Below are 22,535 nucleotides of genomic sequence, written 5' to 3' on the forward strand. Positions count from 1 at the left end.
GTTTGGCTTGCCGGGGGATTTTTGCGTTTAGAGGGCGGCGTTTCTGGGGAAGATGATGCGAATGGTGGTGCCCTTGTCCGGCACGCTTTCCAGTTCGACCTGCGCGTGGTGGAACGCGGCGCCGTGCTTCACGATGGAAAGGCCCAGGCCGGTGCCGCCGATCTCTTTGGAATGGCTCTTGTCCACCCGGTAGAACCGCTCAAACACCCGGCTGTGATGTTCCGGGGCGATGCCGATGCCGGTGTCAGCTACTTCCAGCGTGACATGGGAAGCGTCCGGACGCACGGTCACGGTGACGCTTCCGCCGGGACGGTTGTACTTCACCGCATTCTCGCAGAGATTGTACACCATCTCGTCCAGAATGGCGGGGACAGCCTGGATGACGGCTTCTTCGCCTTCCAGATGCAGGGTGACGTCGGCGGCGTCGGCGGCGCTCTCCAGGAGAGAAAGGGTGCGGGAAGCACATTCCTTCAGTTCCACCGGCACCGGGGTGTCGTGGATGTTGTTTTCATCCAGCTGAGAGATACGGATGATGTCCCGCACCAGCTGAATGAGTCGCTGGGATTCATCATAGATTTTGCCGGCGAAGTGGGGGATATCGGCGGAAGCGATCATGCCGCTTTTCATGATCTCGGCGATGCCGGCAATGGAGGTCAGAGGTGTTTTCAACTCGTGGGACACATTGGCGCTGAACTCACGCCGCAGGCCCTCTCGTTCCTGCTGCTCGGTCACGTCCAGCAGCACCAGCACAATGCCGGTGAGGGTGCTTTCCTGATAGACGGGGTTGGCAAACAACTGGCAGATGCGGCCGTGCAGCGGCACAAGGCACTCCACATGCTCGCCTTCCTGCGCGCCGTGCAGACCTTCCAGAAAGTCCGGCTCGTCGGTCAGTTCATTGATGTTGCGGCCATCCAGCGGCTTTTCCGGCTGCAGCAGACGGGTGGCACTGGAGTTGTAGGAGAGCACGGTTCCATCCGCATCCAGCACCAGAAAGCCTTCCCGCATATTGTCAGTGATGGCGGTGAACTGACGCTTTTGCGCCTGCAGCTGCTGGATCTGCTCCCGGATCTGGCGATTCTGATGATGCAGGCGGCGCAACAGGGGCTTGAGTTCATCGTAAGGCGCCTGATTCACCTGCGGATGCTCCAGGTCGATCTCATTCAGAGGACGGGTGAGTCGCTGGCTCAGCTTGTAGGCGATGGACACGGCCACCAGCGCCGCAAAAATCAGAACGAGAAGAAGCGACGGGGTGAGGCTGACCAGCAGCGCCATGCTGGAATATTGGGTGCTGGAAATCCGCAGGATCTGACTGTTTTCCAGAAGAACGGCACAGTTGATGGTCTTTTTTGCCAGTGTTTCAGAATACCGGCAGCTCTCACCGAAGCCTGTGGCAATGGCCTGAATGACTTCCGGCCGGTCGGAGTGGTTTTCCATCTTCGCGGGGTCGGCGTCGCTGTCGAACAGCACGGTGCCGTCGGCGTCAATGAGCGTCAGACGGTTCTGACCGTCGGGAAGACGCTCCAGATAGGAAAGACCGTCCCGCTCCACATTGGGGGCGAGGTATTCCAGCTCGTTTCTCAATTCGTTGGAGAGCTGTGTTTCAAAATAGGGAAAGAGGATGGCAATGAACAGCGCCATGCACACCAAAAGTGTGGTGAGGGTAACGGCCATCATTGCCTTGAAGATCCGTTTGCTCATTGGTCATTCTCCCGAATGCGGTAGCCGGAGCCCCGCACAGTCTCGATGCAGCTGCCGCATTCGCCCAGCTTTTGACGCAGCGTGCGCACATGCACGTCCAACGTGCGGCTCTCGGCATCAAAGGTGTAGCCCCAGACTTCCCGCAGCAGCTGTTCCCGGGTGAACACGATGCCGGGCGATTGAATGAGCAGGCTTAACAGTTCGAATTCTTTGTGGGTCAGAGTGACCGGCTGGCCGTTGGCCAGCACCTGATGACGGGCAGGGCAGACGGAAAGCCCGCCGGCTTTGTATTCCACAGCCTGTTCGCCGGGGGCCGTACGGCGCAGCAGCGCGTTGACCCGAGCCACCAGCTCCATCATGCCAAAGGGCTTGGGGATATAATCGTCGGCACCGCTGTCCAGCCCCAGCACCCGGTCATACTCGCTGCCTTTAGCGGTGAGCATGATCACCGGCAGCTTTCGGGTGGCGGGCTGAGAACGCAGCTGCTTGAGGATGTCGATGCCGTCCTGCTCGGGCAGCATGATGTCCAAAAGGAGAAGATCGGGCGTGGATTTTGCCATCTGTGCCCAGAACTGGCTGGGCAGGCCGAAGCCCTGGGCTTCGTGTCCCGAGTGGTTCAGCGTATACACCACCAGCTCGCGGATGCTGTTGTCGTCTTCCAAAACGTAGATCACGGACATGGACGCTCTCCCTTCAAAACCGGTCTGAACCGCTTCGATATGCCGCCATAAAAGGCCGGCACCGGCGATGAGACCGGACAAATCTCATTCGATTCAAGTATAAAGCATTTGCGCCGATTTTCCCACCCCGCAATGTAAAATGTCCGTAAAAAGTGGGCTCTTTCCGGGAAAAATCGAAGCCCCCGCACGGCTTATGCAGGGGCTTCGGTGTGTCAATCGGCGCTGGCCGAGGCAGCCAGATAGCTGGCAATGTTGGTAGTGGAATAGGTCTGGAAGCTGAACAGCAGCAGCACCTGGTCGAACTGTTCCCGCTGCATCAAAGCGTCGATGCTGTTGCGGTAGCTGCGGGGATCGACCATACAGATCTCGGCGTAGTTCGACGTGAGATAGGGCACAAAGCTGTTGGCGTAGCTGTCCTTCACCACCAGCACCCGGCCCTCGCCGTTGCCCTCGATTGTGGTGTAGCCCTGGTTGCCGTAGAGGAACATGGCGTATTTGTCGGCCGTCTCAGCCTTCTCCATCTCATACAGGCCGCTGGTGAACTTGGGCTCCGAGGGCTCGCCCACGGCATTCGTCTGCCACACGGTCAGCTGGTTGGGAATATCCAGGTAGGCGATGGTGTCCGGCGTCTGGTCCCATCGCAGGCATTTGGAGTAGGTGGTGCCCCAGAAGTCCTCCACATGCTTGAAATCCTCTTTGCTCACCTCCATGGGGGTGAGGCCAAGGCTGCGGCAGTATTCCTGGTAGGCCAGATAAGCGCCACCGTCGGTGGTCCAGTGGTGGTCGGTCTTGTAGTAGAGCTGTGTGTCTTCTGCGGCTGCGCCGAAAGTCTCCCGCAGATCAATGCAGTTGGTACCCTCGTGCATCTCAAAAATAGTGTCCAACAGGGCATTTTCGTCCAACATAGGGGCGTTGGCGGGCAGCAGATCCGGGTAGATCGTACTGGCAGAGGGCGTGAGCATCAGCGTCACCTGCCCGGGATACCGCATGGCAAACAGGGAGGTCTGCTGGATGTTGCCCTTCAAGATGCGTTCTTCGGTGGGTTTCAGCGCCAGCGTCTGGGTGAAGAGCATTTCATCGTCGCCCAGCAGCGCGCCGCCGATCTCCTCTTTCTGGAACACGAGGCTCTCGCTACGGCTCTGCAGGCGCAGCCACATGTCGCGGCCCGCCACCTGATCCTTGGTGTATTTATCGTATTCGCTGGTCCACACGTTTTCGAAGAGTTTTGTCAGGCTGAAATCGGGCACCTGTGCAAGATCGCGGCGCTCCAGGTCACTGTAAGCCCGCTTGGGCCAGGCCATGTCCAAAAACATGAACCCGAACAGGAACACGAAAAACAGAACCAGCAGGGGATACTTTTTGAGTTCATTCCATTTTTCTTTCATCAGTCTCGCACCCCCTTAGAAACGGAAATAGAGGAACGGCGTGTTGGTGGACGCCACGATATACGCGATGCACAGGATCAGCAGCAGGCCTACCAGCGCGATGCGCATGAAGGTGTTCTCTTTGATCTTGTCGTAGATCTTCAGCGGCAAGGGAGTGCAGCAGGCGATGCACACCGCCAGCAGCACACCGTAATTGCGCAGGAAATACAAGCAGCCCACGCCGCCGCTGGGGATGAACAGCTTCTGGAACAGCAGAGAAAGGCCCACGCCGCTTTCATTGCCCACGAACAGCGCCCAGCCCACGGCCACCAGGAACAGGGTGTAAACGTGGGGCCAGACCTTGCCCTTTTTCAGCTTGTCCAGCAGGAATACCTTTTCGATGGTGAGAAGCACGAAGTAGTAGATGCCCCAGAGCACGAAGTTCCAGTCAGCGCCGTGCCAGATGCCGGTGAGGGCCCAGACCACGAACATGTTGAAGATCTGGCGCTTGATGCCGCGGCGGTTGCCGCCCAGAGGGATGTACACATACTCTTTGAACCAGCTGGAGAGGGTGATGTGCCACCGGCGCCAGAAGTCGGTGATGCTGGAAGCGATGTAGGGCAGGTTGAAGTTCATGGGGAAGTCGAAGCCCAGCATCTTGCCCATGCCGATGCCCATCAGCGAGTAGCCGGAGAAGTCAAAGTAGAGCTGCAGGCTGTAGGCCAGAAGACCCAGCCACACAAGGGGAGTGCTGGCGTTTTCCAGGCCGATGCCCGCAACATCCAGCGTTCCGCCGGACCACTGGCCAATGATGTCGTACCACAGCTGGCTGATCATGTCCGCCAGCAGCACCTTTTTTGCCAGACCGAACACGAACAGGCAAATGCCGTCCTGGATCTGGGCCAGGCGATAGCGGTCTTTATATACGTGTAGCTGAGCGGCCACGTCCCGGTATTTCACAATGGGGCCGGCGATCAGCTGGGGGAACATGACCACATAAGCGCCGAAGTCGATGATGTTGTGTTCGGCGGGCACGTCCCGACGGTAAACGTCGATGGAGTAGCTCATGGTCTGGAAGGTGTAGAAGCTGATGCCCAGCGGCAGTACGGTGGCCGCTTCGATGAGGCCGATGGACAAACCGAACAGGCTGTTCACGGTGCTGATGAGGAAGTTGGAGTATTTGAAGAACACCAGCATGGACAGGCTGCCCACGATGGAAAGCACCAGCAGCACCCGGCGCGCCTTGACGCTGCTGTCGAATTTCTCCATAAGGAGGCCGCAAGTGTAGTTGATGAGGATAAGCACCACCATCACGGGGAAGAACTTGACCTCGCCCCAGGAATAGAACACCAGGCTGCACAAAAACAGCGCCAGGTTCTTCAGCTTGGCCGGCGCAAGGTAATAAAGCGCCAGCGTGATGGGCAGAAAACGGAACAGAAACAGAACCGTGCTGAAGATCAAAAAACGACCCTCCCTTTCACACAAAAGGCCGGTACCTGGAAAACGCAGGTATCGGCCTTATTTTTCAAAGCTCAGCGCGATACGCCTTATTTCAGAGCCTCGTCCAGCGCGGTGTCGATCTCGGCGTAATCGGCGCCCTCGGTGTTGGCGACAACCATCACCAGATAATCGCCCTTCACAACGATGCGGGCGTCGGCAGCCATAGCCTCCATATCCGCAAACTCAGCGTACAGGCCGCCGGTGGAGATGCTGGTCTTGTAGGCGTTCAGCTCTTCCTCAACGGCGGAAGCTTTGCCCTCCACCGCCTTGATGGCCACGATCAGAGCGCTGTTGCCCTGGTCATTGCTCACCTTGCCGGCGTATTCTTCGATGTTGTCGGCGGTCAGCAGCATATCCAGCTGGATGAAGTTGTCATCCACGTCGCGGGGGTTGCTCACCGGGTTGGCCTTTTCAACCGCGGCCACGATGTCGTTCAGATTATATGCAGCAGTCTCGGAGCCGCCGCCGCAGCCGACCAGAGCGAAAACACAAAGGGAAGCTGCCAGAAGCAGCGAAACGATTTTTTTCATTTGTTGTACTCTCCTTTTTTTGAAAAGCTTATGAAAATTTTATACTATATCCCCATGGATTTCAAGCCTCAGTGCAAGTGTGTGCCAAATTTTAACACATTATTCACTGTTGCTGGCGGAGGGCAGAAATTCCGGGATGTCTTCGGCCACAACAGGTGCCGTTTCGCCCTTTTTCATGGGCGTTTGCAGCGCCTGCCAAAGAGCTTCAAAGTGCTGGGCAGACACCGTTGCGCCGCTGACGCCGTCCACTTCCAGATCCTTCGGATTTTTCAGCCCCACCAGGGCCTCGCTGTAATACTGGCGGATGGCGGCGGGGTCAGTGCCGCAGAGCGGCCGCATGCGGTTCGCATAGGCTTCGTCTTCGCTCTTGAGGCCGCCTGTTTCATTTACTCCGTCGAACTGGGCGTCGGTGATGACGCCGTCAGTAACGGTGATCGTGAGACAGTCTTTGTAGCCGAGGCTGTCATAACTTTTGAACTGGGCGCTGTATGTTCCGTCTTTAAAGCCGCACCCTGCCAGAAAAAGGACGAGAGTGCAGCAGGCTGCTGCCGAAAAAAATCTGCGGCGCATGAGCCCACCTCCGATGCTTTGCCTCCGTAAAGAGGCGATACTTATACATATTATATGAAAAAACGACGGTCAGGTCAAACCGCAGGGCGCGTTTTTCTTGACAGAAGGGGCAAAGCGGCTTAGACTGTTAACCAGCCAGAACCTTATTATTAAGGAGAGAATACCATGCGAAACAACAAAACCCGCCAGGTGGCGCTGTCCGGCCTGCTGTTTGCGCTGGCGATGGCGCTGTCCTTCATGGAGAGCGCCATCACGCCGTTGCTTGGGCTCATCCCCGGCGTGAAGATCGGCCTGGCGAACATTGTGGTCATGTACGCGCTGTTTTTCATGGGCCTTCCCCAGGCGCTTACCCTCAACATCCTGAAAGCCTTTTTTGTAGGTCTGACCCGCGGCGTCACCGCCGGCCTTTTGTCCCTCAGCGGCGGCCTCGTCTCGCTGCTGGTGATGTGGCTGCTCTATAAGTTGCCCCGCCGCCCCACCTATTTTATCCTGTCGGTGTGCGGTGCGCTGGGGCACAACATCGGCCAGCTCATCGCCGCCAGCTTTTTGCTCAGCAGCGCGCTGGCCCTCACCTATGCGCCTATCATGATCATCTGCGGCCTCGGAATGGGCTTTGTGACCAGCTCCAGCCTGGCCGCTCTGCTGCCTGCGCTGGGGAAAATGGGCTTTTCCACCCAACCGAAAGATGAACGCAAAAATTCATAGGTTTTTCATGATTTTCCTGTTGACGAAACCAAGTGGCTGTGCTATACTGTGAGTGTAACAGAGAATGATTCCTATTTACGGGAACCGTTTCAGTGAGAAACAATATAACGATTTGGAGGAAGAGAAAATGTCTAAGTTCGTTTGCACCGTTTGTGGTTACATCGCCGAGGGCGCTGCCCCCGATTTCTGCCCTGTCTGCAAGGCCCCCAAGGACAAGTTCGTTGAGAAGACCGAGAACACCTACGTCACCGAGCATGTTGTCGGCATCGCCAAGGAGGGCGTGCCCGAGGACATCATCGAGGGCCTGCGCATGAACTTCAACGGCGAGTGCAGCGAGGTCGGTATGTACCTGGCCATGAGCCGCGTGGCTGACCGCGAGGGCTACCCCGAGATCGCCGAGGCCTGGAAGCGCTACGCCTTTGAGGAGGCCGAGCATGCTGCCAAGTTCGCCGAGCTGCTGGGCGAGGTCCTGACCGACAGCACCAAGAAGAACCTGCAGATGCGTGTGGACGCCGAGTGCGGCGCCTGCAGCGGCAAGATGGACATTGCCAAGCGCGCCAAGGAGCTGGGCCTGGACGCCATCCACGACACCGTTCACGAGATGGCCAAGGACGAAGCTCGTCATGGCCGCGGCATGCAGGGCCTGCTGGAGCGTTACTTCGGCTAAGCCGCTCAAAACACCCCCATACAGCAAGCACAAAGCCCTCCGGGTCCGCCCGGGGGGCTTTCCCGTTGAAAAATGACGAGTCCTTATACTTTCCTTAGAAACAGCTGTTACCATAGCGAAAGAACTTTGAGAGGAGAGTTTGGCTATGGAAACAACAGAAATGATGCAAAAGCGGGGCATCAGCGGAACAGGGCTGAAATGGATCGCCCTTGTCACGATGGTGCTGGATCACATCCACTACTTTTTTGGCTTTACCGGCGCTGTCCCCGAATGGTTCAGCATGGTGGGGCGGGTGAGTGCGCCGCTGTTTCTGTTCTGTCTGGTGGAGGGCTTTACCCACACCCATGATCGGCGTCGGTACTTTTTGCGTATCTGGTGCATTTCCGCCGGAATGGGTCTGCTGCAGTTCTTGATGATGTATGGCGGCATCGGTGTTCGTCCGGATGGCTTTATCCCTATGAACGCGGTGTTCATGAATTTTGTGATCCTCATTATTGTCTGGCAAGGCATTGACTGGCTGAAGAGCAAACGCATTCTGCCTGGTCTGCTGGCGGTGGTGCTTCCTCTGGCCTGGCCGTTCCTGTTCGCCTTTTTGTACAGCATGGCAGATGCCACGCCGATGGCCTGGCTGCTGGATTCCGTTCTTGCGGCGCTGGCCTATACCGCGCTGCCGGTCTGGTTCTTCATCGCGGACGGCGGCGTGTTTTTCATTCTCATCGGCATTGCGCTGTATCTGCTGCATGGCCGCCGCGGGCTTCAGGCGGCCGTCTATGTGGTCTTGACGATGGTGTTCTACTTCGTCTTGCCCTGCATACAGTTGTCTGCTGTGCCGGGCTTCCGCTTTTCACAGATGTTCACGGTGGCCTATGAATGGTTTGGCGTGTTGTCGGTGGTTCCGATGCTGTTGTATAATGGGACTCGCGGGCGTGGTATGAAAAAACTGTTCTACATTTTCTATCCCGCCCATGTCTATGTTTTCTACGCCCTTTCCTGGGGACTGTATCTCCTTTTGAATTGAGGTGGCTGCAATGGCACATATCCTTGTGGTGGACGACGAGGAAGACCTGCTCGCTCTGCTTAAAAATGCTCTGGAGCGGGACGGCCATCAGGTTTCGGCCCTTCTCAGCGGGCGGCAGGTGGATGAAGCGGCCTGCCGCTGGGCGGACTGCATTCTGTTGGATGTGATGATGCCCGGTGAGGATGGATTATCTCTTTGCCGTCGTATCCGCAATTTGGTGGACTGTCCCATCCTGTTTCTTACCGCCAAAACGCGGTAAGCAGATGTGCTCACCGGCCTTGGCGTGGGAGGCGACGATTATCTGGTCAAACCCTTCCGCATTGCGGAGCTGCGGGCAAGAGTGGCTGCGCACCTTCGCAGGCAACAGCGCACGCCCCACAGCTTTTTTCGCCGAGGCGGCCTGGATTTTGATCTGCGTCAGCGGGCGGTACTGCGGCAGGGGCGGCCCTTGAAACTGACAAAAAGTGAATACGCCATCTGCGAACATCTGGCAATGCATCCGGGGCAGACCTTTTCCAAGGAGCAGCTTTATGAAGCGGCGTTCGGTTTCGACGGTTCGGCAGACACCAGTGCTGTGACGGAACATATCAAAAATATCCGGGCCAAGCTGCGTGCGGAGGGCTCAGAACCGATTGAAACCGTATGGGGAGTGGGCTATAAATGGAAAAACGAGTGAAACGCTGCTGGGGACTCGCTGCATTGTTCTGGCGATATCTGCTCACTACCGGGACGGTGATGGTGTTGCTGGCTGCTCTGTGGTGGGGGGCGCTGACCTGGCTTATGCGGTGCGGGTTCGTTTTTTCGGCTTCCACGGCGGCAACCGGACTGGAAGTTGTGGTGCCGGCGTTGGAAAACGGTTCCCTTGCCCCGGAACAGCTCCCATATTATTATCGGTGGGCGGTCTTTGACGAAAACGGGGAACTGCTGCGTTCTGCCGGAATGGACGAGCGCCGCTTGGGCTATGCCTGCCAGGCGCTGGCAGGGGATGTGCGCCCCAAAGGGATTTTCTATTCCCAATACCACCGGGTGGTGTGGCTGCCGGAGGGAACGGCATGCGTTCTCCAGTATGATTACTCCATGCCCTATGGCACCGAAGAGCTGCAGCGCCGTCTGCCCGAGTTCCAGACTTGCGCCATCATACTGCTGCTGGCCTTCTGGTCAATCACCGGAGCGCTGATGACTCACCATTTTGCAGGTCTGCTCCGGAGAGATGCTGCTCTGCTCACCGGTGCGGCCCGGACCATCACAGAACGACGGCTGGACGTTCCTTTTGCTTCACGCGCCCGGGTGCGTGAGTTCGATGAGACATTACAGGCAATGGAAACGCTTCGCGGCAGTCTTGCCGCTTCACTGGAAGAACAGTGGGCGATGGAGCAGCAGCGCGGCCTGGAACTGGCTGCCTTGACGCATGATTTGAAAACGCCCCTCAGCGTCATCAGCGGCAACGCCGAGCTTCTGGCCGAAGACTCACTCACTGCTGCGCAGAGGGAGAGTGTTGACGCCATTCTGCGCGGAGCGCTGCGCTTGGAGGACTATATTGCCCGGCTTCGACAAATGGCGTATCCCGGCGCGCAGGAACAGGACCCCGAGGAGACTGTGGAGATGCGGCAGCTTGTATCAGACTGGCAGAGCATGGGGCGTGGACTTTGTGCTGCAAAGGGGATTACTTTGCATTGCGGCGATGCTCCTGAAGGGGGTGCCATAGTGCGCAGAGCCAGTCTGGACCGTGCGGTGGAAAATCTTTTGGATAACGCAGTACGCTATACACCGGTACATGGGGAAATATCTCTGAGCGTCTGTGCTACGGAAAATCACCTGACGATCGGGGTGGAGGATTCCGGCCCGGGTTTCTCCGCTGAGGCACTGGCCAAAGGAGAACAGGCATTTTTCACCAGCGATGCCAGTCGTTCCGGGAATGGTCATTTGGGCCTTGGCCTGTATTACGCAGCCCGGGTCGCACGATGCCACGGCGGGCAGCTGCGGCTTTCCAATACAGACCGGGGCGGACGGGCTGAGCTCGTCCTGCCTGTCTAAAAAAGAGAAGCGCTGTCTGCCTCCGAAAGGGGAGAGACGGCGCTATTTTTTGTTGGAATGGGCACGCATCTATGGTAAAATAGGCCCATAAAGACAGAAAGGGAGGAAATGAGCGTGATCAGCAAAGAGTTCCACGCATCCCGCCGAAAACTGTATGCAGAACGCATGGAGGATGACTCCGTCGCCTTCGTTTTTGCGGAAAACGAACTGCCGGACAAGGGCGACGAGCTTCATCCCTTTACGCCCTATGCCAACTTTTATTATCTAACAGGATTTGACCAGCCGAAGTCGATTTTGAAAATGACCAAGCGCGGCGGCAGGGTCCAGGAAGTGCTGTATATCCGGCGCACCGACGAGCGCATGAAACGGTGGCTTGGAGTGGTCAGCACCAAGGAGAGCGTGCAGGCCGAGACGGGCATCGAGCGGGTGGAGTATCTGGATTGTTTCCGCGACGAGATAACGCTGTTTGGTTGGCCCGGGGCCATCAAATGCGTCTATGTGGATATGGCGAACTGGTGCGGCGAGGATCATCTGACTCAGGCGCAGAAGTTTGCTGCAGAACTCCGCATGAAATATCCGGACATTCCCATCCGCAACACCTTCAATGACCTGGCGCTCATCCGGCAGGTCAAGACCGACGAGGAGATCGCCCTCCACCGCAAAGCCTGTCAGGTCACCGCCGACGGCGTCAAATGCATGCTGTCGCATCTGCGGCCGGGCCTCTATGAGTACGAAGCGCAGGCGTATTTTGACTTTATGCTCAAGCGGGCCAATGCCCGCCATGCCTTTGCCACCATCGCGGCCAGCGGCGCCAACGCCTGCGTGATGCATTACAGTGCCAACGATCGCCGGATGCAGGACGGCGAAATGATCCTGTTCGACCTCGGCGCTGAGTGCGGTTATTATGCGGCGGATGTGAGTCGGACCTATCCTGTCAACGGCCGTTTCACGGAACAGCAGAAAGCGCTGTACAATGTGGTGCTGAAAGGCCTCGAGGCCGCCATTGCCGCCGCCCGTCCCGGCCAGCCGAAAAACGAGCTGGCCGGCATCAGTAAGGACGTGATGGCACGGGAACTGGTGCGCCTCGGCATGATCGAGCGCCCGGAGGAAATTTCCAAATTCTATTTCCACGGTTCCGGTCACTACATCGGCCTGTATACCCACGACGTGGGCAACGACGACGCGCCGCTGGAAGAGAACATGATGTTCACCCTGGAGCCAGGCCTGTATTTCGACGATTTGAAGCTGGGCATCCGCATTGAGGATACTCTCCTGGTGACCCGCGACGGCTGCGAGGTGCTGTCCGCGTCTATTCCCAAGACGGTGGAGGAGATCGAGGCTTTCATGCAGGCGGGCGGCGAAGCGGCGGCCTGCGACCTGCCCTGAAGCGGGCGGAAATATTGAGTTAAGAGGCGCTGAAAATGAGACATGTGTTCATCGTCAATCCCATTTCCGGCAAAGCGGACGCCAGCGGGGTGCTGGTGCCGCAGATCATCACGGCGGCCAAAAGCCTGGGTGTGGACTATGAGATCCTTCTCACCGAATATCCGGGCCACGCGGTGGAACTGGCCGCGCAGCGGTCCGAAACAGGGGAGGAAGTGCGGTTGTACGCCTGTGGCGGCGACGGTACCTTCAACGAAGTGATCCGGGGCGCCCGGGGCCACGCCAACGCAGCGGTGGGATGCATTCCCTGCGGCAGCGGCAACGATTTTGTACGGAATTTCGGAGGCAGGGAACCTTTCCTTGATCTTCCGCGGATGATGTGTGGACAGGTGATGGAGATCGACCTGATCCAGACGGAGAACGGTGTGGCTACCACCATCTGCTCCGCCGGTTTGGACGCCCAGGTGGCTTATGGTATCCCAAAGTTTCGCCGCCTGCCTTTCTGCGGCGGCACGATGGCCTATAATCTCTCCATTGTGCAGTCCATCTGCGGGCCGCTGGGCCATCGCCTGCGAGTAAAAGCGGATGATGAAGTCATCACCGGCGAGTTTCTGATGCTCACCATCTGCAACGGAAGGGCTTATGGCGGCGGCTACATCGCCGCGCCCGAGGCGGATATGCAGGACGGTCTGCTGGACCTGGTGCTCATCCGCAAAATCGGACGCCTGGCCGTTGCACGGGTCATCGGCGGATATAAAAAAGGCGAGCACATCCAAAACGGCCAGATCGCGCCGGCCTACCGGGACATTGCGTTGTTCCGCCGGGTGCGCCGTGTGGAGGTGAAAGTGCTGGATGGCCGCCCCATCGTTGTTACCGAAGATGGCGAGTGCCGGGAATGCATGAGCCTGTCGGCGCAAGTCTGCCCCCTTGACGCTCGCATCCTTCTGCCTGCCAAAAACTGACGAAACCCGCCCGGCCACGAGGCCGGGCGGGTTTCCGTGTTTGGGCAAACGGCCCGGGGAAAACAGGCGGACTGTAAAAACTGTTCACAAAAATTTTTTAATTTACCCTCTTGATTTTTGGCAGACAAGTGGATAAAATATATATTAGCACTCGGGAGCAAAGAGTGCTAAACAATTTCTGACAATGCAAATTATTTTATAGTTCGAACAGGAGGCATTCTTATGCAGATCAAACCCTTGGCTGACCGCGTTGTGATCAAGACCGTGGAAGCCGAAGAAACCACCAAGAGCGGCATCATCCTGGCCGGCTCCGCCAAAGAGAAGCCCCAGGTGGCCGTTGTTCTGGCTGTGGGCCCGGGCGGCATGGTGGACGGCAAGGAAGTGGAGATGCTCGTCAAGGTGGGCGACAAGGTCCTCACCAGCAAGTACTCCGGCACTGAGGTCAAGGTGGACGGCGAGGAATGCACCATCGTGCGTCAGAGCGACATTCTTGCCATTGTGGAAGAATAAACTTTCTTTGTGAAACCAGATAAAAGGAGATAGAGCATTATGGCTAAACAGATCCTGCATGGCGAAGCGGCCCGCAAGGCCCTGAGCGCCGGCATTGACACCCTGGCGGATACCGTTAAGATCACCCTGGGCCCCAAGGGCCGCAACGTGGTGCTGGGCAAGAAGTTCGGCAGCCCCGTCATCACCAACGACGGTGTGACCATTGCCAAGGAGATCGAGCTGAAGGACGCCTTTGAGAACATGGGCGCCCAGCTGGTGCGCGAAGTGGCCACCAAGACCAACGACGCTGCCGGCGACGGCACCACCACTGCTACCGTTCTGGCTCAGGCTCTGGTGGGCGAGGGCATGAAGAACGTGGCTGCCGGCGCCAACCCCATGGACGTGAAGCGCGGCATGCAGAAGGCCGTGAAGGCTGCTGTGGAGGCCTTTGCCGCCAACAGCCAGAAGGTGAACGGCTCCAAGGACATCGCCCGTGTTGCCACCGTTTCCGCCGGCGACGCCGCCATTGGTGAGCTGATCGCTGAGGCGATGGAGAAGGTGAGCGCCGACGGCGTCATCACCATCGAGGAGAGCAAGACCGCCGAGACCTACTCCGAGGTCGTTGAGGGCATGCAGTTCGACCGTGGCTACATCACCCCCTACATGGTCACTGATACCGAGAAGATGGAGGCTGTCATCGACGACGCCTACATCCTGATCACCGACAAGAAGATCAGTGCCATTCAGGATCTGCTGCCCCTGCTGGAGCAGATCGTCCAGAGCGGCAAGAAGCTGGTCATCATCGCCGAGGACATCGAGGGCGAGGCTCTGTCCACCCTGATCGTCAACCGTCTGCGCGGTACTTTCACCTGCGTGGCTGTCAAGGCTCCCGGCTTTGGCGACCGCCGCAAGGAGATGCTGCAGGACATCGCCATCCTCACCGGCGGCCAGGTCGTCAGCGAGGAGCTGGGCTATGAGCTGAAGGATGCCACCGTGGCGATGCTGGGTCGTGCCCGCCAGGTGAAGGTCACCAAGGAGACCACCACCATCGTGGACGGCAGCGGCGACAAGAACGCCATCAAGGACCGTGTGGCTCAGATCCGCGCTCAGATGGAAGTCTCCACCAGCGACTTCGACAAGGAGAAGCTGCAGGAGCGTCTGGCCAAGCTGGCCGGCGGCGTGGCCGTCATCAAGGTCGGCGCTGCCACCGAGGTCGAGATGAAGGATAAGAAGCTGCGCATCGAGGACGCCCTGAACGCCACCAAGGCGGCTGTGGAAGAGGGCATCGTGGCCGGCGGCGGCACCGCCCCCATCAACGCCATCCCCGCTGTCAGCAAGGTCTGCGAGGGCCTGGAGGGCGACGAGCGCACCGGCGCCAAGATCGTGCTGAAGGCTCTGGAAGCTCCTCTGCGCCAGATCGCCAAGAACGCCGGCCTGGAGGGCAGCGTCATCATCGACAAGATCCTCAGCGCCGGCAAGATGAACTACGGCTTTGACGCCCAGAACGAAGTCTACTGCGACATGATCGAGGCCGGCATCGTGGATCCCACCAAGGTGACCCGCTCCGCTCTGGAGAATGCCGCCAGCGTGGCCAGCATGGTGCTGACCACCGAGAGCATCGTGGCCGACGAGCCGGAGCAGCCCGCTCCCGCCGCCGCTGCGCCCGACATGGGCATGGGCGGTATGTATTGATCCATGCCATGAACCCTGAAAGCGCCGGGTTTTTGCGCGGGTGAACGCGAGTTTGCGTCAAACCTGCGCTGTCAAACAAAGCGCATGACAGAATGATAGAAGCCGGCACTCACAGGAACTGTGAGTGCCGGCTTTTTTGTGCTTGAAATCGCATGACAAAAGAGGTCGTTTCAAATCCTGTGCGTTGCTTTCAGGCCCAAAGTATGTTTACTGAAATTATCAAGTCACACTGCATACATAAAAGCTATAAGAGAGCAAGGAGATGCGGCGATGGGAACTACCGTGAGCAATCTTCAGATCCTCGGCGCTGCCGAGAGCGCTGTCAAGGCGGCCCTGCCCAAAGCCCTGGTGGGGCAATGGTCCGAACGTTTCGTCACCGCCTGCCCCGATGATCTCAGCTTTTCACAGCTGGACCGCAAGACTGGGTGGTTCTCCCGGAAGCTGGACTGCACGGTGCTGTCCGTGTCCATGTTCGACGGCGATGCTTTGTCGCTGACGCTCTATGTCTCGGGCAAGCGCATCGCACGCCATCTTGTCTGCGACGAAGAGGAGAAACACGTGCCGGGAAATACCGCCGCATTTTGCGAAGGCCTGGGGCTGCCGCCGAAGCTTGCCCCGCTCCTGAAGCGGCTTTTCGCGGAACGGGACCAGGAGGAAAAATTGGAGATCCTCTCCTGCCTGCTGGGCGCGCCGCTCTTTGTCCGTGAGGACAGCGATCCTGAGAGGGTAGAATTTCAACCGACCGACGACAAACCGCTGTATGCCTGGATCGAGGCCCATCCGCTGCCGCCTAAACTGAAAAACCAGACCGGTATGGAACTGCTGCAGGAGATCGGGGAGCGGGGACAGGGCCTGGGCTGTGGTTCCGGGGCAATGATTTTGCGGCCCATGGGTTACCTGACGTTGGAAACGGTTGGCCCTTCCGGACAGTCTTGCGTCACTTCTCCTTGCGGAGTGGCCTGCAGCGGCGGCGAATGGGCTCATTGGAGCCAGGACGGACATCTCCTGCTTACGCCATTGCAGGAGGAGGGGCTGTGCGACCTCTGTTACGTTGCGGATGACGGACGGTTGCTGACCATTACCGAAGAGCGAAAGAAAGATGAGGGCGGCGGCCATGCGCCGAAAACGGCCCGCATTGTATCCGACTCCGCAGGAATCCTTCCCCTTCCGCTGCCGCTCATCCCCGAGGGGCAGCCCATGGGGCTCGGTTGGGGGTACCTGCTGCCGGACGGCGGCTTTTTGGCAGATCTGTACCCGCAGAATGACAAAAGCAGGGAAATGCTGTGCCGTTACAGCGCAAAGGGCGACCTCCTCTGGAGCTGGAAGGGAGAGATCACATGCATCACCGTGATCGGCGAGCGCATCTATCTGTCCACCGGGTGCAATGAGAAGGCAGTGCTGCATTGCCTTACGCTGGAAGGAGAGCACCTGCGTTCCGCAGCGACGGGCAGCAATGCGCCCATACATACAGACGGGACGTTTCTGTACCAGCTGAAAGAGGGCTGCTATCTTCAGGATGATACGCTTCTCCGGTTTACCCCGGATCTGAGGGATGCGGGAGAGATACCGGTGCCGTATATGTCCCAGCTGGCAATCGCGCCGGACGGCAGTTTCCTCGTCTGCGCCGGTTTCGGCTCCGGGTTGATGGTGATCGGCGCGGGAGATTTTTCGTTGCGGGCGGAACTGCGCAATCACGAAGATTACTGCCTGTCGGTGGTGGACGGAAAAAACCGCATATGGGCCGCCAACGGCAGCTGCCTTGAATGTTGGTCCGCCGACTTGAAACCGCTGTCCCGGCACCGCTTCGCGGGGGACATCATGGGTTACACTCTGAACCAGGCAGGCGAGGTGTGCATCGCCACGTTTCAGGACAGCAAATACCGGACCAGGGTATACCGGTTTTATGGGAAAAAGAACCCCGCTGAACCGCGAGGTTACCAGTCAACATAAGCGCCGGCTGTTCCGGCGTTATTGCGCAGGTGCCGGCGGAGGAAAGGCGTTGGAAATACAGCCTGAGTTCCGCAGGCCCACAGGGCTGCGGAAACAGGGCGGGCAGCGTGTGTTTGAAACAGCGCGCACAGGGTCATACTGTTTGTAAGACCGGGCCGCAGAAGGCGGCCCGTGGGACAGGAGGCGGCCCGTGGGACAGGAGGCGCTGTGATTTGACCACAAGACGTCTGGTGGCGCTGTTCGGGGTGTTTCTGGCGGCTTACAGTGTGGTGATGGGGAGGCTGTTCCTGCTGGCCCGTAACCGTACATTTGCCGATACGGCCCAGGCCCAGACAGTCACCACCCTGCAGTTGGATTCCTCCCGGGGCAACATTTACGACTGCAAGGGCCGCAACCTCACCGCCTACGGGGTGGAATATTATGCCCTCTCCATTCCGGGCGAGAGCAGCTATGCCCGACTGTTCAACTATGTGCCCTATGCGGGTCAGTCCTTGTTGTACAGCCGCCGCAACTCCCACGAGCCCTTTCTGGTGCCGGTGGAGGAAGACCTCTCCGCCCAAGGAATCTATACCTATGCGGTTCCGGGGCGCTATTTCCCTGTGCCGGTTGCGCCTCATCTGCTGGGTTATGTGAACGGCGAAGGGGAGGGAGTCAGCGGGCTGGAACTGGCGTTCGACGACGTGTTGGGCAGCCAGCGCACGCAGCAGAGCGTCCAGTGCGTCACCACGGCGCAGGGAAATCTCGTGACTGGCAGCGAACCGCAGCTCATTACCCGGCAGGGCCAGTCCACCGGAGTGATGCTCACGCTTGATGAGACCATCCAGCGGGCGTGCGAGGGCGTGGCCCAGAAAAACATGACCCAGGGGTGTGTCCTTGTGATGGAGGTGGACTCCGCCCGGGTGCGTGCCAGCGTCAGCCTGCCGGAGTTTGACCCCAACGCGGTGGAAAAAAGCATTGAAGCGCAGGATACCTCGCTGCTCAACCGCGTGCTCTGTCAGTACAATGTGGGCTCGGTGTTCAAGCCGGTGCTGGCGGCTGCCGCGCTGGAAAAGACCTGGGACTGGTATACCTACGACTGCGAAGGGTCTGTGGATTTGAACGGGCACGTCTACCGCTGCGCCCTCAGCCGTGCCCACGGGCAGATGAACCTCACCAGCGCGCTGGAAAAAAGCTGCAACTGCTTTTTCATCGAGCTGGGCCTCAAGCTGGGCGGCGAGGCGGTGAGCCGGGCTGCGAAGGACTTTGGGTTTGGGGACGCGGTGTATCTCGCGGGCGGCTTGCAAAGCGCGGAGGGAAACCTGCCGGACGCGCAGCGCCTTGAGGACCTGGGCCAGCTGGCAAGCGTCAGCTTTGGCCAGGGCGAACTGCTGGCCACACCGGTGCAGGTGGCGGGAGCGTTCAACGCCATTGCGGCGGACGGCGTCTGGCGTACCCCCAGCTTTCTTGAGGCGGTGATTGACGAGACCAGCGGCGCCGCCGTACAGTCCCTCTACGCGCCGGAAAGCCGGCGGGTGGTGTCGGAAGAAAACGCAGCCGCGCTGCAGGAGATGCTGGCCAGCGTGGTTGAATACGGCCTCGGCAAGGACGCCCAGCCTCTGCACGGGCGCGCGGCAGGCAAGACCGGTACTGCTCAGACCGGCGTGTTCAACGAGGCAGGGGAAGAGCTGATGAACTATTGGTTTGCCGGGTTCTGGCCTGCGGAAGACCCCCGCTACACCATTGTGGTCATGCAGGACGGCACCCCGGAACCTGCCGTCAGCTGCGGCGAGATCTTTGCTCAGATCTGCGAGTCGCTCTATTGGCTGGAGCCCGGCCGGTACGAGGGGCTGGATAACGCGCAAACAGAGGGTTTAACGGCCGAAATCGGTGTTGACAACGACGCTTGAGGGCGGTATAATTGCAACGTAAAAAACAACAAAATGGCTGTGATAGGGCCAACGGCGTGCGGGGCATGCAGAGAGGGGACCGGCTGGTGAAAGGTCCCTGCCAAAAGCGCGACATAAGCCACCCTTGAGCCCCCGGTGAAGAGCCGGGCGTACGCGCGGCGTTAACGGGCACAAAAGCGGCGGCCTTCCGGGGCTGCAATCTGGGTGGTACCACGGAGCGTTTCGGCCTTCGTCCCTGCAAAGGGGGACGAAGGCTGTTTTTTTGCCGCGGCGCCCAAAATTCATCAGTAAGAGGAGATTTGAACGATGCAATGGACCGGTCTGAATGAACTGCGGGAGAAGTACCTCTCCTTCTTTGAGAGCAAGGGCCACCTGCGGCTGGGCAGCTTCCCGCTGGTGCCGAAAAACGACAACAGCCTGCTGCTGATCAACAGCGGCATGGCCCCCATGAAAAAATGGTTTCTGGGCCAGGAAGAGCCTCCCCGTCACCGGGTGACCACCTGCCAGAAGTGCATCCGCACCCCGGACATCGAGCGTGTGGGCATCACCGCCCGCCACGGCACCTATTTTGAGATGCTGGGCAACTTCAGCTTCCAGGATTACTTCAAGACCGAAGCCATCAACTGGGCCTGGGAATTCCTGACCAAGGTGCTGGAGATCCCCGCCGACCTGCTGTACATCTCTGTCTATGAGGACGACGACGAGGCCTGGGACATCTGGACCAAGCAGGTGGGCATCCCCGAGGACCACATGGTCCGTTTCGGCAAGGAGGATAACTTCTGGGAGCACGGTTCCGGCCCCTGCGGCCCCTGCAGCGAGATCTATTTCGACCGCGGCCCCGAGCACGGCTGCGGCAAGCCCGGCTGCAAGGTGGGCTGTGACTGCGACCGCTACATGGAGGTCTGGAACCTGGTGTTCAGCCAGTTCGATTCCGACGGCAAAGGCACCTACACCCGGCTGGAGAAGCCCAACATCGACACCGGCATGGGCCTGGAGCGCCTGGCCTGCGTGATGCAGAACGTGGGCAACCTCTTCGAGGTGGACACCGTGCGCGCCATCCTGAACCATGTGGAGCGCATCAGCGGCCACATCTATGGTCAGGACGAGAAGACCGACATCTCCATCCGCGTCATCACCGACCACATCCGCTCCACCACCTTCATGGTCAGCGACGGCATCCTGCCCTCCAACGAGGGCCGCGGCTATGTGCTGCGCCGCCTGCTGCGCCGTGCCGCCCGCCACGGCCGGATGCTGGGCATCGACCGCCCCTTCCTCACCGAGCTGGTGGACACTGTTATCCATGAGAACAAGGCCGGCTATCCCGAGCTGGAGGAGCACGCCGACTACATCAAGAAGGTCATCGGCACCGAGGAAGAGCGCTTCTACAAGACCATCGACCAGGGCCTGAACATTCTGAACGGCCTGATTGACAACATCACCAAGGCGGCGCTCTCCGGCAAGGAGAAGATCCTCTCCGGCATCGACGCCTTCAAACTGAACGACACCTTCGGCTTCCCCCTGGACCTCACCCGTGAGATCGCCGCCGAGGCGGGCATCACCGTGGACGAAGAGAACTTCCAGGTGGAGATGAAAAAGCAGAAGGAGAAGGCCCGTCAGGACCGTCTGTCCCGTGACATTTCCGGCTGGAGCGCCGACCTGTTCGGTGAGCTGAACGCCGAGCCTACCGTGTTCACCGGCTACGATGTGCTGGAGGACAAGGGCACTGTGCTGGCCCTCTCCGACGGCGAGGAGCTGTTGGAGGCCGTTTCCACCGACGACGGCGCCAAGGAAGGCGTCCTGGTGGTTCTGGACCGCACTCCCTTCTACGCCGAGAGCGGCGGCCAGGTGGCGGACACCGGCACCATCGTCACCGCCTCCGGCGCGCGTCTTGAGGTCAAGGCGGTGAAGAAGACCCCGAAGGGTTACTTCGTCCACACCTGCACCCTGACTGAGGGCACTGCCATCGTGGGCGAAAGCGTCACCGCCAGCGTCTCCAAGGGCCGCCGGCGCGCCGTTGCCCGCAACCACACCAGCGCCCACCTGCTGCAGAAGGCGCTGCGCGAGGTGCTGGGCAGCCACGTGCACCAGGCCGGTTCCTACGAGGACGACGAGCGTGTGCGTTTCGACTTCACCCACTTCAGCGCTGTGACCCCCGAGGAGCTGGCGCTGGTGGAGCACATCGTCAACCAGAAGATCTTTGAGGCGCTGGACGTGAATGTTCAGAATATGCCTCTGGCCGAAGCCAAGAAGATGGGCGCCATGGCGCTGTTCGGCGAGAAGTACGGCGACATCGTGCGCGTCGTGGACATCAACGGCTGGTCCACCGAGTTCTGCGGCGGCACCCATGTGAGCAACACCGCTCAGCTGGGCTGCTTCAAAATCCTCAGCGAGTCCAGCGTGGCCGCCGGCGTGCGCCGTATCGAAGGCACCACCGGCATGGGTGTGCTGCGTCTGCTGGACGAGCGCACCGAGATGCTGCACAAGGTGGCCGGCAGCCTGAAGGTGAACAACCTGAAGGATCTGCCCCTGCGTGCCGAGGGCATGGCTGCCGAGGTCAAGAGCCTGACCAAAGAGCTGGAGCAGGTCAAGGTCGAAGTGGCTGCCAGCAAGATCGACGGCCTGTTTGAAAATGCCGCCGAGGTCAACGGTATCCACATCGTTACCGCCTATCTGTCCGGCACCGCTCCCGAGGCGCTGCGCGGCATGTGCGAGAAGATCCGCGACAAGGCTCCCAATGTGGTGAGCGCTCTGGTTGGCAGTTCCGACGGCAAGATCTCGCTGGTGGTCTGCTGCGGCAAGGGCGCCCAGGATGCCGGCCTCAAGGCGGGCGTGCTGGTCAAGCAGATCGCCGCCATCGCCGGCGGCAACGGCGGCGGCAAGCCGGATCTGGCCATGGCCGGCCTGAAGGACGCCACCAAGATCGACGAAGCCCTGAACGCTGTGCCCGGCATCGTCTCCGGTATCCTGCAGGGCTAAGAATGTTTTACAAAAGCGGTGCGCCGAGCAAAAGTCCGGCGCACTGCCCCTTGGAAAGGAGGAACCCACCGATGGATGACTGCCTGTTCTGTAAGATCGCGGCAGGCCAGATCCCCTCGAACAAACTGTTCGAGGATGACAAGATCCTGGCGTTTTATGACATCGAGCCTCAGGCTCCTGTCCACTTTTTGGTGATCCCCAAAACCCACATCGACTCCGCCGCAAAGCTGGGGGAGGAGGACGGCGCTCTGCTGGCCCATGTTTTCGCCACCATTGCCCGCCTTTGTGAAGAGTTGGGCTGCGAAAAGGGCTACCGCGTTGTCACCAACGTGGGAGAGGACGGCGGCCAGAGCGTTCGCCATCTGCACTTCCATGTGCTGGCCAAACGCAGCCTTGCCTGGCCTCCGGGCTAAGCAAGATTTGTTTCGCCT

The 22,535-nt window shown here is 59.3% G+C and carries 18 protein-coding genes and 1 pseudogene; 13 read left to right on the forward strand and 6 right to left on the reverse strand.

The window, feature by feature from the left end:
- Nucleotides 1–27: 27 nt before the first annotated feature.
- From ACMNAY_RS07390 to ACMNAY_RS07415, 6 genes are all read right to left on the reverse strand, one after another.
- Nucleotides 28–1,698 carry an ATP-binding protein gene (locus ACMNAY_RS07390; RefSeq protein WP_418718961.1) on the reverse strand — a complete coding sequence of 557 codons (1,671 nt, stop codon included), beginning with the start codon at nt 1,696–1,698 and terminating at the stop codon, nt 28–30.
- Nucleotides 1,695–2,372, reverse strand: a complete 678-nt coding sequence (locus tag ACMNAY_RS07395; RefSeq protein ID WP_394966408.1) for a response regulator transcription factor — start codon at nt 2,370–2,372, stop codon at nt 1,695–1,697. Before ACMNAY_RS07395 ends, ACMNAY_RS07390 begins: the two co-directional genes overlap by 4 nt.
- A gap of 218 nt (nt 2,373–2,590) precedes the next feature.
- A complete protein-coding gene (locus tag ACMNAY_RS07400; protein WP_418718962.1) occupies nt 2,591–3,763 on the reverse strand; it encodes a DHHW family protein in 1,173 nt (390 codons plus the stop codon).
- A 15-nt stretch (nt 3,764–3,778) separates the two neighbouring features.
- Complete coding sequence (locus tag ACMNAY_RS07405; RefSeq protein ID WP_325285179.1) at nt 3,779–5,203, reverse strand: MBOAT family O-acyltransferase; 1,425 nt, start codon at nt 5,201–5,203, stop codon at nt 3,779–3,781.
- Nucleotides 5,204–5,289: 86 nt separating this feature from the next.
- Nucleotides 5,290–5,772, reverse strand: a complete 483-nt coding sequence (locus ACMNAY_RS07410; RefSeq protein ID WP_325285180.1) for a DUF4358 domain-containing protein — start codon at nt 5,770–5,772, stop codon at nt 5,290–5,292.
- A 99-nt stretch (nt 5,773–5,871) separates the two neighbouring features.
- On the reverse strand, nt 5,872–6,342 hold the full coding sequence (locus tag ACMNAY_RS07415) for an FMN-binding protein (RefSeq protein WP_325285181.1): 471 nt from the start codon (nt 6,340–6,342) through the stop codon (nt 5,872–5,874).
- A 165-nt stretch (nt 6,343–6,507) separates the two neighbouring features.
- On the opposite strand from ACMNAY_RS07415, the gene ACMNAY_RS07420 reads away from it, so the two are divergent.
- The 13 genes and pseudogenes from ACMNAY_RS07420 (at nt 6,508) to ACMNAY_RS07480 (ending at nt 22,517) form a co-directional block, all read left to right on the forward strand.
- Nucleotides 6,508–7,047 carry a Gx transporter family protein gene (locus tag ACMNAY_RS07420; protein WP_394966320.1) on the forward strand — a complete coding sequence of 180 codons (540 nt, stop codon included), beginning with the start codon at nt 6,508–6,510 and terminating at the stop codon, nt 7,045–7,047.
- Between the two features lie 127 nt (nt 7,048–7,174).
- Nucleotides 7,175–7,714, forward strand: a complete 540-nt coding sequence (locus ACMNAY_RS07425) for an NADH peroxidase (RefSeq protein WP_394966318.1) — start codon at nt 7,175–7,177, stop codon at nt 7,712–7,714.
- A gap of 145 nt (nt 7,715–7,859) precedes the next feature.
- Nucleotides 7,860–8,732 (forward strand): TraX family protein, encoded by an 873-nt coding sequence (locus tag ACMNAY_RS07430; protein ID WP_418718963.1) that lies wholly within the window; start codon nt 7,860–7,862, stop codon nt 8,730–8,732.
- A 10-nt stretch (nt 8,733–8,742) separates the two neighbouring features.
- Nucleotides 8,743–9,408: pseudogene (locus ACMNAY_RS07435) on the forward strand (response regulator transcription factor).
- Entirely contained in the window at nt 9,393–10,766 is a 1,374-nt protein-coding gene (locus ACMNAY_RS07440) for a sensor histidine kinase (protein WP_418718964.1), read from the forward strand. Before ACMNAY_RS07435 ends, ACMNAY_RS07440 begins: the two are co-directional and overlap by 16 nt.
- A 114-nt stretch (nt 10,767–10,880) precedes the next feature.
- Nucleotides 10,881–12,152, forward strand: coding sequence for a Xaa-Pro aminopeptidase (locus tag ACMNAY_RS07445; RefSeq protein ID WP_325285187.1), 1,272 nt, complete (start codon nt 10,881–10,883; stop codon nt 12,150–12,152).
- 35 nt (nt 12,153–12,187) lie between these two features.
- Entirely contained in the window at nt 12,188–13,111 is a 924-nt protein-coding gene (locus ACMNAY_RS07450; protein ID WP_418718965.1) for a diacylglycerol/lipid kinase family protein, read from the forward strand.
- A 222-nt stretch (nt 13,112–13,333) separates the two neighbouring features.
- Nucleotides 13,334–13,621: a co-chaperone GroES gene (locus ACMNAY_RS07455; RefSeq protein WP_177521251.1), complete on the forward strand. Its 288-nt coding sequence runs from the start codon at nt 13,334–13,336 to the stop codon at nt 13,619–13,621.
- Between the two features lie 39 nt (nt 13,622–13,660).
- On the forward strand, nt 13,661–15,292 hold the full coding sequence (gene groL / locus ACMNAY_RS07460) for a chaperonin GroEL (RefSeq protein WP_418718966.1): 1,632 nt from the start codon (nt 13,661–13,663) through the stop codon (nt 15,290–15,292).
- 270 nt (nt 15,293–15,562) lie between these two features.
- Nucleotides 15,563–17,242 carry a hypothetical protein gene (locus tag ACMNAY_RS07465; protein WP_418718967.1) on the forward strand — a complete coding sequence of 560 codons (1,680 nt, stop codon included), beginning with the start codon at nt 15,563–15,565 and terminating at the stop codon, nt 17,240–17,242.
- Nucleotides 17,243–17,454: 212 nt separating this feature from the next.
- Entirely contained in the window at nt 17,455–19,128 is a 1,674-nt protein-coding gene (locus ACMNAY_RS07470; protein WP_418718968.1) for a peptidoglycan D,D-transpeptidase FtsI family protein, read from the forward strand.
- A gap of 306 nt (nt 19,129–19,434) precedes the next feature.
- Nucleotides 19,435–22,104: an alanine--tRNA ligase gene (alaS, locus tag ACMNAY_RS07475; protein ID WP_418718969.1), complete on the forward strand. Its 2,670-nt coding sequence runs from the start codon at nt 19,435–19,437 to the stop codon at nt 22,102–22,104.
- A 71-nt stretch (nt 22,105–22,175) separates the two neighbouring features.
- Complete coding sequence (locus ACMNAY_RS07480; RefSeq protein WP_325285193.1) at nt 22,176–22,517, forward strand: histidine triad nucleotide-binding protein; 342 nt, start codon at nt 22,176–22,178, stop codon at nt 22,515–22,517.
- Nucleotides 22,518–22,535 lie beyond the last annotated feature (18 nt).

Origin of the sequence: Candidatus Allofournierella merdipullorum (assembly GCF_048426865.1) — a bacterium.
GTDB classification, from domain to species: domain Bacteria; phylum Bacillota; class Clostridia; order Oscillospirales; family Ruminococcaceae; genus Allofournierella_A; species Allofournierella_A merdipullorum.

What these genes read in the sequence shown, in the direction of transcription:
- ACMNAY_RS07390 (WP_418718961.1), bottom strand. Translation starts at nt 1,698, where the DNA reads ATGAGCAAACGGATCTTCAAGGCAATGATGGCCGTTACCCTCACCACA.
- ACMNAY_RS07400 (WP_418718962.1), bottom strand. Translation starts at nt 3,763, where the DNA reads ATGAAAGAAAAATGGAATGAACTCAAAAAGTATCCCCTGCTGGTTCTG.
- ACMNAY_RS07410 (WP_325285180.1), bottom strand. Translation starts at nt 5,772, where the DNA reads ATGAAAAAAATCGTTTCGCTGCTTCTGGCAGCTTCCCTTTGTGTTTTC.
- ACMNAY_RS07415 (WP_325285181.1), bottom strand. Translation starts at nt 6,342, where the DNA reads ATGCGCCGCAGATTTTTTTCGGCAGCAGCCTGCTGCACTCTCGTCCTT.
- ACMNAY_RS07420 (WP_394966320.1), top strand. Translation starts at nt 6,508, where the DNA reads ATGCGAAACAACAAAACCCGCCAGGTGGCGCTGTCCGGCCTGCTGTTT.
- ACMNAY_RS07425 (WP_394966318.1), top strand. Translation starts at nt 7,175, where the DNA reads ATGTCTAAGTTCGTTTGCACCGTTTGTGGTTACATCGCCGAGGGCGCT.
- ACMNAY_RS07430 (WP_418718963.1), top strand. Translation starts at nt 7,860, where the DNA reads ATGGAAACAACAGAAATGATGCAAAAGCGGGGCATCAGCGGAACAGGG.
- ACMNAY_RS07440 (WP_418718964.1), top strand. Translation starts at nt 9,393, where the DNA reads ATGGAAAAACGAGTGAAACGCTGCTGGGGACTCGCTGCATTGTTCTGG.
- ACMNAY_RS07450 (WP_418718965.1), top strand. Translation starts at nt 12,188, where the DNA reads ATGAGACATGTGTTCATCGTCAATCCCATTTCCGGCAAAGCGGACGCC.
- ACMNAY_RS07455 (WP_177521251.1), top strand. Translation starts at nt 13,334, where the DNA reads ATGCAGATCAAACCCTTGGCTGACCGCGTTGTGATCAAGACCGTGGAA.
- groL (WP_418718966.1), top strand. Translation starts at nt 13,661, where the DNA reads ATGGCTAAACAGATCCTGCATGGCGAAGCGGCCCGCAAGGCCCTGAGC.
- ACMNAY_RS07465 (WP_418718967.1), top strand. Translation starts at nt 15,563, where the DNA reads ATGGGAACTACCGTGAGCAATCTTCAGATCCTCGGCGCTGCCGAGAGC.
- alaS (WP_418718969.1), top strand. Translation starts at nt 19,435, where the DNA reads ATGCAATGGACCGGTCTGAATGAACTGCGGGAGAAGTACCTCTCCTTC.
- ACMNAY_RS07480 (WP_325285193.1), top strand. Translation starts at nt 22,176, where the DNA reads ATGGATGACTGCCTGTTCTGTAAGATCGCGGCAGGCCAGATCCCCTCG.